The organism is Actinomadura rugatobispora, assembly GCF_055379765.1.
This window is the reverse complement of the sequence record NZ_AP029191.1, coordinates 1,400,700-1,414,351: the sequence shown is the minus strand read 5'-3', so window position 1 is coordinate 1,414,351 and position 13,652 is coordinate 1,400,700. Positions and strand designations below refer to the sequence as shown.

Here is a 13,652-nt window from a genome sequence, read left to right as displayed (position 1 = left end):
GAGCGACATGACCGACCGCACCACGCTCGACAGGCAGGGGGCGTCAGCGGCCGCGCCTCACCGCGGCGCGCTGCTCGGCGCCATGTTCCTCATGGCCACCAGCGCCATCGGACCGGGCTTCATCACCCAGACCACGGTCTTCACCGCCCAGCTCGGCGCCGCGTTCGCGTTCGCGATCCTCGTCTCGGTCCTGGTGGACATCGCGATCCAGCTGAACGTCTGGCGCGTCGTCGGCGTCTCCGGCCGCCGCGCCCAGGACCTCGGCAACCGCGTCTTCCCCGGCGCCGGCTACCTGCTGGCCGGGCTGGACGTCGCCGGCGGCCTCATCTTCAACATCGGCAACGTGGCCGGCACCGCGCTCGGCCTCAACGCCCTCCTCGGCCTGGACGTCAGGATCGGCGGCACGATCTCCGCGCTGGTCGCCGTGGCCGTCTTCCTCAGCCGCCGCGCCGGGGTCGCGATGGACCGCATCGTCGTCGTGCTCGGCCTCGTCATGATCGTGATGACGCTGTACGTCGCGATCGTCTCCTCGCCCCCGATCGGCGACGCCCTGGTCCAGACCGTCGCGCCCGAACAGGTGGAGTTCCTGACCATCACCACCCTGATCGGCGGCACCGTCGGCGGCTACATCACCTACGCCGGCGCGCACCGCATGATCGAGTCCGGGCTCACCGGCGCGGAGAACGTCAAGGGCATCACCCGCAGCTCCGTCTCCGGCATCCTCATCACCGGCCTGATGCGGGCGCTGCTGTTCCTGGCCGTCCTGGGCGTGGTCGCGGGCGGCGCGAAGCTGGCCGCCGACAACCCCGCGCCCTCCGCGTTCGAGCACGCCGCCGGCGAGGCCGGGCTGCGCGTCTTCGGCCTCATCATGTGGTCGGCCGCGATCACCTCGGTCATCGGGGCGTCCTACACCTCGGTGTCGTTCCTGGTGTCGTTCTCCTCCTGGATCGAGACCCACCGCAACCGGCTGGTCGTCGCCTTCATCGCCCTGTCGACCGTCCTGTACCTCTCGCTCGGCACCACCCCGGTCAACCTGCTCGTCCTCGCCGGCGCGCTGAACGGCCTCATCCTGCCCGTCGGCCTCGGCGTGGTGCTGTGGGTCGCCTGGCGCCGCCGCGACCTGCTCGGCGGCTACCGCTACCCGGCCTGGCTGGCCTCGCTCGGCACCGCGGCCTGGGTCCTCACCCTCTACCTCAGCTGGAACTCACTGACCAAGATCCCGAACCTCTGGAACTAGGTGACTCCATGAGCGCCATGCCCACCGACCCCATCGACCCGGCCGCACTGACGCCCGACCAGGCCCGCGCGCTCTTCAGGGCCGGGCTGCGCGTCCCGACCGCGGGCTGGTGCGCGGGCCGCACCCAGGCGAACCTGATCGCCGTGCCGCGCGAGCACGCCTACGACTTCCTGCTGTTCGCCCAGCGCAACCCCAAGCCGTGCCCGGTCCTGGACGTCACCGAGCCCGGCCAGACCTCCGCCCGGCTGTTCTCCGGCGACATGCGCACCGACCTGCCCGGCTACGTCGTGTACGAGCACGGCGAACCGGTCGCGCAGGTCTCCGACGCCACCGAGTACTGGCGGGACGACCTGGTCTCCTTCCTCATCGGCTGCAGCTTCACCTTCGAGAACGCCCTGCTGGAGGCGGGCGTCCCGGTGCGGCACATCGAGCAGCGGCGCAACGTCCCCATGTACCGGACGAGCCGCCTGTGCCGCCGCGCCGGCGACCTGGGCGGCCCGCTGGTGGTGTCCATGCGCCCGATCCCGGCCGAGCAGGTCGGCGACGCCGTCCGCGTCACGGCCCGCTACCCGTCGGTGCACGGCGCGCCCGTCCATGTCGGCGACCCGGCCGAACTGGGCATCGCCGACCTCGACGCGCCCGACTTCGGCGACCCGGTCGACCTGCGGCTCGGCGAGGTGCCCGTCTTCTGGGCCTGCGGCGTCACCCCGCAGGCCGCCGTGATGGCCTCCCGCCCCAAGTTCGCGATCGGGCACGCGCCCGGTCACATGGCCATCACCGACGCCCGCGACTCCGACTACATCGTGCCCTGACCGGGGGCCGGCATGGCCCCCCGAGGGGAAGGGGCCATGCCGGGGCTCTCAGTGCCGGGCGGCGTAGACGATGATGTTGTCCCGGTAACCGCCCCTGGCGCGGTCGAACGTTCCGCCGCAGGTGACGAGGCGGAGCTCCGGGCCGGCCGCGGGCCGGTAGACCGCGTCCGGCACCCCGTTCTTGCTGTGGCGGACGACCCGCGTCACCCGGAACCGGGCGGTGCTGCCGTCGGCCCGGTCGACCTCGACCCGGTCGCCGGCCCTCAGCTCGCGCAGCCGGTAGAACACCGCCGGGCCGGTGCGGGAGTCGACGTGCCCCGCGATGACGGCGGTGCCGCGCTCGCCGGGTTCGGGTCCCGCCTCGTTCCAGCCCGCGACGTCGTAGCCCTCCGGCGCGGCGAGCGTCCCGGAGCGGTCGATCGCCAGGGGGACGATCCCGGCCGAGACCTTGATGGACGGGATGCGCACCCGGGACGGCGCCGCGGCCTGCGCGTCGGCGGCCATCGCCCTCGCGGGCTCCGGCGCGTCGGCGGCCATCGCCCTCGCGGGCTCCGGCGCCGCCGGCGTCCTTGGCCGCTCCGGCGGATGCGACCGCGGCACGGCGGCCTCGCCCGTGCAGCCGCCGAGGACGGCGGCCGCCGCGGCGGCCGCGAGGACGACGCCCCCGCGACCGCCGTGGCGGTGGATCCTGCCCGGCATCGTCAGCCGGCCGTGCCGCGCCGTCGCGTCCACAGGAGCCCGCCGCCGGTCAGCGCCGCCGCGCCGAGGAGCGCGCCGATCGCCCAGGCGGTGGAGTCGTCCGCGGTGCCGCCGTGGCCGGTGTCCACGCCGCCGCGCGGCTGCTTGTCGTCGCCGCCGCGCGCGGGCGGGGCGCCGCCACCGTCGTCATCGTCATCGTCGTCGTCAGGGTCGTCGTCGGCCTGCGCGACGGCCGAGACGCCCAGCCCGCCCAGACCGGCCGTCGTCGTGACCGTGGCCACGCCCGCCGCGGCGCCGACCGTCAGGGCCAGCACCAGCAAGCAGCGCTGGAACACTGCCGCCATGGCAACCTCCCGAGGAAGGGGCCGCGATGTCTTCGCGGCCGTACTTCGAGGCTCGGGCGCGCGGATGAGCCGGGGATGAGCGCCATATGAGGCGACTTTCACGAAACGCGCTGACGGGTTATGTGAAGCTTGGAACCCGGGACAGGCTGCGGGCGAGGGGAACGGCGATGGAACCTCTCGGGGCGGATGATCCGCGCCAGGTCGGCCCGTACGTGCTATCCGGACGGCTGGGGGACGACGCGACCGGCCGGTTGTTCCGCGGGACCTCGCCGGACGGGCGCGCGGTCGTGGTGACGCTGGTGCGCCCGGTGGACGGCGACGACGCCGGGTTCCGGCAGCGTTTCGCGAAGTCGGCGGAGGCTGCCGGGCGGGTCGGCGGCACCCGGGCCGTGCCGGTCCTGGACGCCGATCCGGAGGCGGACCCGCCCTGGCTGGCGAGAGCCCACGTGGAGGGCCCGTCATTGCTGGAAGCGGTCGGCTGGGACGGCCCGTTCCCGGTGGACGCGGTGCTCGCGCTGGCGGCGGACCTGGCGGAAGGGCTCGCGGCGATCCACGACTGCGGCCTTGCGCACGGGCGTCTGGAGCCGGGCAACGTGATCCTGAGCCCGGACGGGCCGCGGATCGTCGGCTTCGGAGTCCCGGGGCCGCCGCCCGCCGTGCCGTACGTGTCGCCCGAGCACCTCGGGGCGGCGGAGCCCGGGCACGCCTCCGACGTGTTCTCCCTCGGGTCGGTGCTGGCCTTCGCCGCGACCGGCGCCGCGCCGTGGGGCGACGAGGCCCTGTACACGATCCTCCACAGGGAGCCCGAGCTCGAAGGCGTTGCGGCGGAGCTGCGGGAGGTGATCGTCCGCTGCCTGGAGAAGGACCCGCGCCGCCGCCCCAAGGCCCGCGACCTCCTGGCCGCCGTGCCGGAACCCGCCGACGACGAGCCGTCGGCGGTGTTCCGGGTGTCGTGGAAGCGGGATCTGCTGCACAAGACCGCCCTCACCGCCCTGGCGGTCATGGGCTTTCTCCCGGCGCTCGTGGCGGTGCTGATGGTGCTGGACGTGCACGTCCCGGGCTTGCTGTGGGTCCTCGCGGTGCCTTCCGCGGCTCTGCTGGCCGCGGTACTGTTCGGAACGGTCATCACCGAGGAACGGCTCGTGGTCGACCGGACGGGGCTCACGAGGATGACCGGGGGCGATCCCCAGCACTACCCGTGGGAGGAGATCGAGGCGGTCGGCTTCCACGGGGCCTATCCGCGCAAGCCCCGATGGCTCTCGGACGAGTACCTCGCCGTCCGGCCGAGAAGCGGCACGGCGCTGGCCGTGGACCGCTCGTCGAGATGGTCGAAGGCGGACGGGCGCTTCAACGTGATCGACATCCCGATCCTGGCCGGGGCGCCGCGGGAGGAGATCAGCCGGGCCGTCGCCCTGTACTCGGAGGGGCGGTTCGAGGTCCGGCTGCCCCCGGCGGGGTCAGCGGGGCGCTGAAGGCCCAGCCCTTTTCCAGGAGGGCGTCCACCGTGGTGAGGGCCTGGCTCAGGCGGGTCTCGTGAGGGCCGGTGACGGTGATGTGGGGGAGGCCGCGGCGCTCCAGCTCCTCGCGGAACCGGCCGGCCATCCAGTCGCGGATCGTCGCGCCGTCGCGCCAGCCGTCCTGCTCGAACGGGACCCCGGCGGGGTCGGTGAGAATCCACAGGTGGTGGCGGTCGTTGCCGCGGTGGTACGACTCGGGCGCGGGCTCGCCCAGGTAGCGCTCGTACCAGAGGGCCGTGGCGAACGCGTCGGTGTCGCAGATCAGGACGGGCGATCCGGTACGGGCCGCCGCGTCCTCCAGGGCGAGGTGGCGTTCGGCGATGCGGGCGAAGTCGGCGGGCGTCCAGGTCAGGTCGTCCAGCCAGAGGGACGGGTCGGCCGCGGCGCGGCGGGCGGCGGCGAGCTTCTCTTCGGTGTAGGTGCGCCCGTACTCGGGGACGCAGCGGGTCGCCGCCCAGACGCCGCCGCGCTCGGCCAGGCGCGCGGCGAGGGCGCGGGCGAGGGTGGTGGTGCCGGTCGACTCGGCCCCGGCGACGACGACGCGGCGGGCCAGATGGCCGCGGACGGGCGGGGCCAGGTGGTGCCAGTGCGCGACCGGGTCGTCGCGGACGGCGGTGCCGCTGACGGGGAAGCGCGTGCGGGGCGGGTCGACGGGGACGTGCGCGGCGCCGAGCCGGCGGGCCAGTTCGGGACCGTACGCCTCGGAGCTGAAGACGGCGTCGACCGGGGCGGTGAGGCCGCCGCGGAACGCGGCGACGTGCGCGCCCCAGGCGTCCTCGGAGTCGTAGTCGATCTCGTGGTCGTCCACCACCGGGACGATCTCCACGTGCGGCTGCGGGTGCGTCTCGCGGAGCCAGGCGGCGCGCAGCGCGAGCGGGACGCTCTCCACCGTGGACGCCGCGACGATCACGGTGAGCCGGTCGCAGGCCGCGGCCGCGGTGTCGACGAGGTGGTGGTGGCCGGCGTGCGGCGGGTAGAACTTGCCGACGACGAGGCCGTGCCGGTGCGTCATGCGGGCGCCGGGGCGGTCCGGGCGCGGTGGTCGGCCCGCCAGGCGTTCAGGCCGAGCACGCACAGCGTGAGGAAGATGACGTAGAGCGCGCTGGTCAGCTTCAGGTCCTTGTGGAAGTAGAGCGGGATGTAGACCAGGTCCGCGGCGATCCAGATCCACCAGGACTCCAGCAGCTTGCGCGACTGGCCGTAGATCGCCATCAGGGACAGCGCGGTGGTGAGGGCGTCCCAGAACGGGACGGTGGAGTCGGTCCAGGCCGTCAGCGTCCAGGTGAGGACGGCGGTCGTGGCGGCGCCCGCGGCGGCCAGCGCGATCCAGGTGTCGCGGGACGTGCGGGTGACCGGCAGGTCGTCGCGGCCCTCGCCGCCGTACAGCCACACCCACCAGCCGTAGGCCTGGAGCGCGACGTACACGACCTGGAGCCCGGCGTCGGCGTACAGGCCGCCGTCGAGGAAGACCAGGCCGAGCAGGATGACGTTGGCGATGCCGATCGGCCAGTTGAGGATGTTCTGCCGGACGACCAGCCAGACGTTGACCGCGCCGGTGGCGAAGCCGAGCAGCTCGGCCCAGGTGGTGGGGACCGTTCCAAGGTGGAAGGCGGGCTGGAGCAGCGGGCCGAGCAGGTCGTGCAGCGTCATCGACGGCTCCCCGGGGGATCACAAATCGTCGAAGAGACGATAACAGGGGCAAGCCGCCCGAACGCGCTCAGGCGCTCTCCCGCACCACCAGATGGGGCTGCAGGATCACCACGGGATCGGCCACGGCCTCGCCCTGGATCCGGGAGATCAGCAGCCGGGCCATCCGCCGCCCCATCTCCTCCACCGACTGGTGCACGGTCGTCAGCGGCGGATCGGCGATCGGGGCGCTGGCCGAGTCCTCGAACCCGATCACCGACACGTCCTCGGGGATCCGCCGCCCCCGCTTCTTCAGCACCCGCATCGCGCCCAGCGCCATCGGGTCGTCGGCGGCGAACACCGCGTCCAGCTCCGGATCGAGCTCCAGCAGCTCCGCCGCCGCCGCGACCCCGCTGGCCTCGCTGAAGTCGCCGTACACCACCAGCTCGGGCAGCCCCGCCCCGGCCAGCGCCTCCCGGTACCCGGCCAGCCGGTCCACGCCCACGCCCATGTCCTGCGGGCCGGCGATCGTCGCGATCCGGCGCCGGCCCCGCCGCAGCAGGTGCTCGACGGCCTGCCGGGCGCCGTCGCGGTTGTCGACGTCCACGTACGACACCGGCGTCAGCCCCGGCGGCCGGCCGCCCAGCACCGTCGGCACCCCGCCCGCCTCCAGCTTGGCGGGCAGCGGGTCGTCGCCGTGCAGCGAGGTCAGCAGCACCCCGTCCACGTGCTGCCCGGTCAGGTAGTTCTCCAGCCGGGCGTACTCGTCGGGGGAGCGGGCCAGGGCCAGCAGGAGCTGCAGCCCGGTGTCGTTCAGCTCCGGGCTGATCCCGCGGATGATCCCGGCGAAGAACGGCTCGTCGAAGATCCGCTGCTCGGACTCGGCCACCACCAGCGCCACCGTGTCGGTGCGCCGGGTCACCAGCGTCCGGGCGGCCCGGTTGGGGACGTAGCCCAGCTCGTCGATCGCCGCCAGCACCGCCTCCCGGGCCTCCGCGCTCACCCGCGGCGAACCGTTGACCACCCGCGAGACGGTGCCCCGGCCGACCCCGGCCCGGGCCGCCACCTCCTCCAGCGTGGGGCGGCCCGAGACACGCCTCACCACCCTCGCCTGCCCATCGCCCGCATCGCGCCCCTCGCCCCTTCCGCCCTGACCCGCACCCGCCGCCGCGCGCCCGCTCAGCGGCGATCCGGCAGTCCGCCCGCCCGGATCACGCCCGCGTACCAGCGCGCGCTGTCCTTGGGCACCCGGCGCTGGGTGGCGTAGTCCACGTGGACCAGCCCGAAGCGCTTGGAGTACCCCCACGACCACTCGAAATTATCCAGCAGCGACCAGGTGAAATAGCCGCGTAGCGGAACTCCGCCGGCGATCGAGGCGTGCGCGGCGCGCAGATGCGCGTCGATGTAGGCGATCCGGCCCTCGTCGCGCACCGCCCCCTCGCCGTCGAGGGCCTCGTCGTAGCCCGCGCCGTTCTCGGTGATGTAGAGGTCGACCGGCGGGTAGTCGCGGTGCAGCCGGGTCAGCACCTCGTGCAGCCCGCCCTCGTCGATCTCCCAGCCCATCCCGGTGACCGGGCGGCCGCCGTCGACGAACCGCACGAACTCGCTGCCCACCCACGGCGAGTGGGTGGAGAACGGCGACGACACCGCCTGCCCGGTCACCTCGGTGTCGCCGGTCACCGTGAACCGCGAGTAGTAGTTGACGCCGAGCTGGTCGATCGGCTGGTTGATCGTGGCCAGGTCGCCGTCCCGCACGCACGCGTCGAAGTCCAGCTCCTCCAGGTCGGTGAGGACGTCCGCCGGGTACGAGCCGCGCAGCAGCGGGTCGAGGAAGAACCGGTTCTGCATCCCGTCGACCCGCCGCGCCGCGTCCAGGTCCCGGTCCGCCCCGCTCGCCGCGGAGATCGCGTACAGGTTGACGGCCGCGCCGAACCGGTGCCCGGGGTGCCGGGCCCGCATCGCCCGCACCGCCGCGCCGTGCCCCAGCATCAGGTGGTGCGCCGCCCGCAGCGCCGCGGCCGGCTCCCGGCGGCCGGGCGCGTGCTCGCCCGAGGCGTAGCCGAGGAACGCCGCGCACCACGGCTCGTTGATCGTCATCCACTGCGACACCCGGTCGCCCAGCGCCGCGTGCACGTGGCCGGCGTAGTCGGCGAACCGGAACGCGGTGTCGCGCTCGGGCCAGCCGCCCGCGTCCTCCAGCGCCTGCGGCAGGTCCCAGTGGTAGAGGGTCGGCCACGGCTCGATGCCCGCCTCCAGCAGGACGTCCACCAGCCGCCGGTAGAAGTCCAGACCGGCCTGGTTGAGCCGCCCCGACCCGTCCGGCTGCACCCGGGACCAGGAGATCGAGAACCGGTAGGCGGTCAGCCCGAGCTCGGACATCAGCGCCACGTCGTCCCGGAACCGGTGGTAGTGGTCGACCGCCACGTCGCCGGTGTCGCCGCCCAGCACCTTCCCCGGGGTCCGGCAGAAGGTGTCCCAGACGGAGGGCCCGCGCCCGTCCTCGGCCGCCGCGCCCTCGATCTGGTACGCGGCGGTCGCGGCGCCCCAGCGGAAACCGGCCGGGAACGCCAGGGCCGCGGCCGGGGCCCTCTCGTCGTCATGCTGCCCGTCGCCCTGCTGCCTGTCGCTCTGAGTGGGAGAGGTCACGCCTTGATCGCACCTTCCATGATTCCGCCGATGATCTGGCGGCCGAACACGATGAACACGACCAGCAGCGGCAGGATCGCCACGGTCGTCCCGGCGAACATGAGGGTGTAGTCCTTGAAGTGGGCGTTGGCCAGGTTGTTGATGGACAGCTGCACGGTCGGGTTCTCGGGGTTGAGCACCGCCAGCGGCCACATGAACTCGTTCCAGGTCTGCATGAACGTGAACAGCCCCAGCACGCCCGCCGCCGGCCGCAGCGCCGGCAGCACGACCCGCCAGTAGATGCCGAAGGTCGTGCAGCCGTCCACGCGCGCGGCCTCGATCAGCTCGTCGGGCACCGCCTGCTGGGCGTACTGCCGCATCATGAACACCCCGAACCCGGTGACCAGGAACGGGACGATGACCGCCTGGAGGCTGTTCTGCCAGCCCAGCTCCACCATGATCATGTAGAGCGGGATGATGCCCATCTGGACCGGGATCATCATGGTCGCGATGATCGTCAGCAGCAGCGCGTTCTTGCCGCGGAAGCGCAGCTTGGCGAACGCGAACCCGGCGAGCGAGGCGAAGAACACCGTCGACACCGTCACCGCCGACGCGACGATCGCCGAGTTCAGCAGGCCCTGCGCGAAGTAGGCGTCGGGGTTGTCGAACAGCCGGCCCACGTTGTCGCCCAGGTTGCCGCCGGGCACCAGCGGCGGCGGGACGTCCGCCACCACCTCGTTCGTCCGGGTCGCCACCACGATCATCCAGTAGATCGGGAAGATCGACAGCGCCACCGCCACGACCAGCGTCACGTAGGTGAGCGGGCTGGCCTCCCACAGGCCGCGGAGCCGGCCGTGGCCGCCGTTCCGGCGCCGCCCGGGGCCCTTCCCGGCGGGGGAGGTGATCAGTGTGGTCATCGGGTGCCCCCCGTACGCCGCACGAACAGGAAGTTGAGCAGGGAGAACACGATGATCAGCAGGAACAGCGCCCAGGCCACCGTGGCTCCGTAGCCGTAGCGGTCGTCGGTGAAGGCGTTGTCGTACATGTACATCGTGATCGTCTGGAACTGGCCCAGCGAGCCGCCGTCCATCCTGTTGGTGATGCCGCCGCCGGCGCCGAACAGCACCGGCTCGGTGAACAGCTGCAGCCCGCCGATCGTGGCGATGATGACGGTGAAGATGATCGTCGGCTGCAGCAGCGGCACCGTGATCCGCCAGAACTGCCGGGCCCGGGACGCGCCGTCGATCGCCGCCGCCTCGTACAGGTCCCTGGGGATCGCCTGCATCGCGGCCAGGTAGATCAGCGCGTTGTAGCCGGTCCACCGCCAGTCGACCATCACCGCGATCGCCAGCCAGGACCAGTACCGGCTCGCCTGCCAGTCGATCGCGTCCAGGCCCACCAGGTCCAGCGCCCAGTTGATCATGCCGAAGTCGCGGTCGAACATCTGCGTGAACACGATCGCGACCGCGGCGGTGGAGGTGACCAGCGGGGCCACCATCCCGATCCGGAACAGCGTGCTCGCCCGCATCCGCCGGGCGAGGGCGTTGGCGACGAACAGCGCGATGAGCAGCTGCGGGACGGTCGCCACGACGAAGATCCCGATCGTGTTGACCGTGGCATGCCAGAAGTCGCCGTCGGTGAGCAGGTAGCGGAAGTTCTCCAGCCCGGCCCACTCGCGGGTGCCGGAGGCCAGCCCCCACTCGTGCAGCGACACCCACAGCGTGTAGAGCAGCGGGAAGAGCCCGAAGAGGATGAAGACCAGGTAGAACGGCGAGATGAACAGGTAGGGCGAGGCCTTCACGTCGAGCCGGGCCAGCCGGGACCGCCAGCCGCGGCGCGGCGCGCCGCCCTTGGCCGGAGGCGGTGCCTCGGCCGTGCCGGCGGGACGCACAGAGACGCTCATGCGCCTCCTTCCGGGGTTCGCGCCGGTCCGTGGCGCGTCCGCCGAACGGCGAACGGGGAGGCGCCACGGACCGGCGGCGCGGGGGGAGGGGTGGTTACCTGGCGGCCTTCTTGGCGGCGTCGACCGCCTGCGTCCAGGCCTCCTCGGGCTTGACCTCGCCCTGGCCGACCGCGATCAGGATGTTCTCCACGGCCTGCCGGACGTCCTCGTTCTTCGGCCCGAGGTGCACCGGCTTGACCTGCGCGGCCATCTCACCGAACAGCTTGCCGGTGGGCGCGTTGCTGAAGTAGGCGTTGGTGGCCCCGGCGACCGCCGGGTCCTGCGCGGCCTGCGGCGAGGACGGGAAGGTGTTCTTGTCCTTGAACGCCCCGATCTGGCCCTGCGGCGAGCTCAGGAACTTGGCCAGCTCGGCGGCCTCCTTCTGGTGCTTGGACTGCTTGGGCACCGCCAGCCACGAGCCGCCCCAGTAGCCGCCGCCGCCGGGCACCGACGCCACGTCCCACTTGCCCTTGCCGAAGCCGGCGGAGAACTCCTCGATGCCGCCGAGCATCCACGACGGGCACGGCACGGTCGCGAAGGAGTCGCGCTTGAGCGCGGTCTGCCACGGCGGGGTGAAGATCGCCATGTCGGCGGTCATCTTCGCCTGGGCGAACTTCAGCGCGGTGTCGAACGCCTGTTTCACCGCGGGGTTGGTCTCGAAGGCCAGGTTGTTGCTCTTGTCGAAGTAGCTGTAGCCCGGCCCCGCCCCGGCGTTCTGCAGGACGGTGGCGCGCAGGATCGCGGTCGGCCCGTCCAGCCACTTGGTGCCGGGGACCTCCCGCTGGAACTTCTGCCCGGTCGTCAGGAAGGCGTCCCACGTCGGCCACAGCTTGCCGACCTCGCCGCGCTCGGTGGGCAGCCCGGCCTTCTCGAACAGGTCCTTGCGGTAGCACATGGCCAGCGGGCCGATGTCGCTGCCGAGCCCGACCAGCTGCTTGCCGTCGGGGCTGAGCCCCATCTGCCACTTCCAGGGCAGGAAGTTCTGCTGCAGGTCCCGTCCGCCGTGGTCGAAGAGGTTCACGAACTTGCCAGGCTGCTCCATGTAGGTGGGCAGGATGCCCTCCTCCAGCGCGACCACGTCCCCGGCCCCGCTGTTGGTGGCGATCCACTGCTGCAGCCGCGGCTTGTAGTCGTCCAGCGTGGAGACCTTCCGCTGCCGGATCTTCACGCCGGGGTGCGACTGCTCGTACTGCTTGTAGAGCTGCTCGTAGCCGAACTCGCCGAACACGTCGACGGTCAGCTCGACCGGCCCGGAGGCGCTGTCGCCGTCGTCCCCGCCGCCGCAGGCGGAGGCGGCGGCCAGGACGCCGGCCAGCAGCGCGGCGATCGCGGTCCTGGCAGCGGTCCTGCGTCCGCCTCGCTTGGTGACCCTCATTCCGACCCCTCTCAGGTCGTGCCGGGTAAATGGGATGGGTGTGCGCGGACGCCGAACCGGCCGGGCGGCCTCCGCATGGGAGCGCTCCCACGAAGCGAAGCCGCCGCGTCATGGACTTGTCAATGGCCCGCAACACAACCGTTATCTCGCCGCCCCGCGAGCCGTCCGGCCGGTGTTGACAGCGGGCGCGGAAGGAGTGAAGCTCTGATATGGGAGCGCTCCCATGCAGATCTCATACTGGCCGGGCCTCGGGCGCCGGCGCGGCGGACCGTACCTCCCCAGCCGCGCCGGACGTCCTCCCAGAGGGGGCGGAGGGCCGCTCCTCGTGTGCGCGGGGTGCACGAGGAGCGGCCCTCCGCCCCGAAACCGTCCGGACGGAAGAGCAGACCGCGTGGCCGCACACCGCCCTGCGGCCACGCGGTCACGGTGCCGCGTGGTCAGCCTTCGGCGGCCACCGACAGGTGGGCCGCGACCGGTGCGGTCGAGCGCCGCACGACCAGTTCGGGCCGGTACAGCAGCTCGGTGCTGGGCACCTTCGTGCCGCCGATCTCCTCCAGCAGCGTGCTCACCGCCGCCAGCCCCATCTCCCGCACCGGCTGGCGCACCGTGGTCAGGGGCGGGTCCAGGTAGGCGGTCATCGGCGAGTCGTCGAACCCCACGATCGACACGTCCTCCGGCACCCGCAGATGCCGCTGCCGCGCCCCCCGGATCGCCCCGATCGCGATGATGTCGCTGCCGCAGCAGATGGCGGTGCAGCCGCGGTCCAGCAGCCGCTGCACCGCCGCCTGCCCGCCCTCCACGGTGAACAGCGTGTTGGCGACCAGATCGTCGACCTCGGTGATCCCGAGATGCTCGGCCATCCCCCGGCGGAACCCCTCGGTCTTGCGGATCGAGGGCACGAACCGGTCCTGGCCCATCGCCAGCCCGATCCGCCGGTGGCCGAGAGAGGCCAGATGCGCCACCGCCATCTCCAGCGAGGCGACGTCGTCGTTGGAGATGAACGGCGCCTCGATGTCGGGGCGGTAGCCGTTGATCAGCACGATCGGCAGCCCCCGGTCGAGCAGCCGGGCGTACCGGGCCCGGTCGGAGCGGGAGTCGGCGTGCAGGCCGTTCACGAACACGATGCCCGACACCCCGCGCTCCAGCAGCAGCTCGGTGTAGTCGTCCTCGGTGATGCCGCCCGGGGTCTGCGTGCACAGCACCGCCGTGTAGCCCGCCAGCGCGAGCGCGCTCTCGATGACCTGGGCGAACGCCGGGAAGATCGGATTGCTCAGCTCGGGCACGATCAGCCCGATCAGCCCCGCCCGCTGCTGCCGCAGCCGCGCCGGCCGCTCGTAGCCCAGCACGTCCAGCGCGGTGAGCACCGCCTGCCGGGTGGCGGCCGCCACGCCCGGCCGGCCGTTGAGCACGCGGCTCACCGTCGCCTCGCTCACCCCCGCGTGGGCGGCGATGTCGGCCAGGCGCATCGTCATGGC

13 protein-coding genes are annotated in these 13,652 nt (G+C 72.7%); 3 read left to right on the top strand and 10 right to left on the bottom strand.

Annotated elements, in window-relative coordinates:
• The first annotated feature begins 7 nt into the window (after positions 1–7).
• Together ACZ466_RS05725 and ACZ466_RS05720 are read left to right on the top strand one after the other, a co-directional pair.
• Positions 8–1,237, top strand: coding sequence for an NRAMP family divalent metal transporter (locus tag ACZ466_RS05725; RefSeq protein WP_378284193.1), 1,230 nt, complete (start codon positions 8–10; stop codon positions 1,235–1,237).
• An 8-nt stretch (positions 1,238–1,245) separates the two neighbouring features.
• On the top strand, positions 1,246–2,049 hold the full coding sequence (locus tag ACZ466_RS05720; RefSeq protein ID WP_378284192.1) for a putative hydro-lyase: 804 nt from the start codon (positions 1,246–1,248) through the stop codon (positions 2,047–2,049).
• A 48-nt stretch (positions 2,050–2,097) separates the two neighbouring features.
• On the opposite strand, the gene ACZ466_RS05715 is transcribed toward ACZ466_RS05720, so the two are convergent.
• Both ACZ466_RS05715 and ACZ466_RS05710 read right to left on the bottom strand, forming a co-directional pair.
• Positions 2,098–2,781 (bottom strand): class F sortase, encoded by a 684-nt coding sequence (locus ACZ466_RS05715; RefSeq protein WP_464042953.1) that lies wholly within the window; start codon positions 2,779–2,781, stop codon positions 2,098–2,100.
• Positions 2,751–3,092, bottom strand: coding sequence for a hypothetical protein (locus ACZ466_RS05710; RefSeq protein WP_378284389.1), 342 nt, complete (start codon positions 3,090–3,092; stop codon positions 2,751–2,753). The genes ACZ466_RS05715 and ACZ466_RS05710 overlap by 31 nt, the downstream gene beginning before the upstream one ends.
• 167 nt (positions 3,093–3,259) lie before the next feature.
• Here ACZ466_RS05710 and ACZ466_RS05705 point away from each other — a divergent pair, with 167 nt between their 5' ends.
• Positions 3,260–4,564: a serine/threonine protein kinase gene (locus ACZ466_RS05705; RefSeq protein WP_378284390.1), complete on the top strand. Its 1,305-nt coding sequence runs from the start codon at positions 3,260–3,262 to the stop codon at positions 4,562–4,564.
• Here the strand turns inward: ACZ466_RS05705 and ACZ466_RS05700 are convergent.
• The 8 genes from ACZ466_RS05700 to ACZ466_RS05665 all read right to left on the bottom strand — a co-directional run bounded on the left by ACZ466_RS05700 (position 4,488) and on the right by ACZ466_RS05665 (position 13,649).
• Positions 4,488–5,621: an AAA family ATPase gene (locus tag ACZ466_RS05700; protein WP_378284391.1), complete on the bottom strand. Its 1,134-nt coding sequence runs from the start codon at positions 5,619–5,621 to the stop codon at positions 4,488–4,490. The genes ACZ466_RS05705 and ACZ466_RS05700 overlap by 77 nt on opposite strands.
• The gene (gene pnuC / locus ACZ466_RS05695; protein WP_378284392.1) at positions 5,618–6,259 is read right to left on the bottom strand and encodes a nicotinamide riboside transporter PnuC; all 642 of its coding nucleotides are present in this window, start codon (positions 6,257–6,259) and stop codon (positions 5,618–5,620) included. Before pnuC ends, ACZ466_RS05700 begins: the two co-directional genes overlap by 4 nt.
• A 67-nt stretch (positions 6,260–6,326) precedes the next feature.
• On the bottom strand, positions 6,327–7,337 hold the full coding sequence (locus tag ACZ466_RS05690; RefSeq protein WP_378284393.1) for a LacI family DNA-binding transcriptional regulator: 1,011 nt from the start codon (positions 7,335–7,337) through the stop codon (positions 6,327–6,329).
• 77 nt (positions 7,338–7,414) lie between these two features.
• On the bottom strand, positions 7,415–8,806 hold the full coding sequence (locus tag ACZ466_RS05685) for a GH1 family beta-glucosidase (RefSeq protein ID WP_378284476.1): 1,392 nt from the start codon (positions 8,804–8,806) through the stop codon (positions 7,415–7,417).
• 71 nt (positions 8,807–8,877) lie between these two features.
• Entirely contained in the window at positions 8,878–9,777 is a 900-nt protein-coding gene (locus ACZ466_RS05680; protein WP_378284394.1) for a carbohydrate ABC transporter permease, read from the bottom strand.
• Positions 9,774–10,763, bottom strand: a complete 990-nt coding sequence (locus ACZ466_RS05675) for a carbohydrate ABC transporter permease (RefSeq protein WP_378284395.1) — start codon at positions 10,761–10,763, stop codon at positions 9,774–9,776. The genes ACZ466_RS05680 and ACZ466_RS05675 overlap by 4 nt, the downstream gene beginning before the upstream one ends.
• A gap of 94 nt (positions 10,764–10,857) precedes the next feature.
• Entirely contained in the window at positions 10,858–12,177 is a 1,320-nt protein-coding gene (locus tag ACZ466_RS05670) for an ABC transporter substrate-binding protein (protein ID WP_378284396.1), read from the bottom strand.
• A 437-nt stretch (positions 12,178–12,614) separates the two neighbouring features.
• On the bottom strand, positions 12,615–13,649 hold the full coding sequence (locus ACZ466_RS05665) for a LacI family DNA-binding transcriptional regulator (protein WP_378284397.1): 1,035 nt from the start codon (positions 13,647–13,649) through the stop codon (positions 12,615–12,617).
• Positions 13,650–13,652 lie beyond the last annotated feature (3 nt).

Coding starts and splice junctions, on each gene's coding strand:
- ACZ466_RS05700 (WP_378284391.1), bottom strand. CDS start 5,621: ATGACGCACCGGCACGGCCTCGTCGTCGGCAAGTTCTACCCGCCGCAC.
- pnuC (WP_378284392.1), bottom strand. CDS start 6,259: ATGACGCTGCACGACCTGCTCGGCCCGCTGCTCCAGCCCGCCTTCCAC.
- ACZ466_RS05670 (WP_378284396.1), bottom strand. CDS start 12,177: ATGAGGGTCACCAAGCGAGGCGGACGCAGGACCGCTGCCAGGACCGCG.
- ACZ466_RS05705 (WP_378284390.1), top strand. CDS start 3,260: ATGGAACCTCTCGGGGCGGATGATCCGCGCCAGGTCGGCCCGTACGTG.
- ACZ466_RS05725 (WP_378284193.1), top strand. CDS start 8: ATGACCGACCGCACCACGCTCGACAGGCAGGGGGCGTCAGCGGCCGCG.
- ACZ466_RS05710 (WP_378284389.1), bottom strand. CDS start 3,092: ATGGCGGCAGTGTTCCAGCGCTGCTTGCTGGTGCTGGCCCTGACGGTC.
- ACZ466_RS05675 (WP_378284395.1), bottom strand. CDS start 10,763: ATGAGCGTCTCTGTGCGTCCCGCCGGCACGGCCGAGGCACCGCCTCCG.
- ACZ466_RS05720 (WP_378284192.1), top strand. CDS start 1,246: ATGAGCGCCATGCCCACCGACCCCATCGACCCGGCCGCACTGACGCCC.
- ACZ466_RS05665 (WP_378284397.1), bottom strand. CDS start 13,649: ATGACGATGCGCCTGGCCGACATCGCCGCCCACGCGGGGGTGAGCGAG.
- ACZ466_RS05680 (WP_378284394.1), bottom strand. CDS start 9,777: ATGACCACACTGATCACCTCCCCCGCCGGGAAGGGCCCCGGGCGGCGC.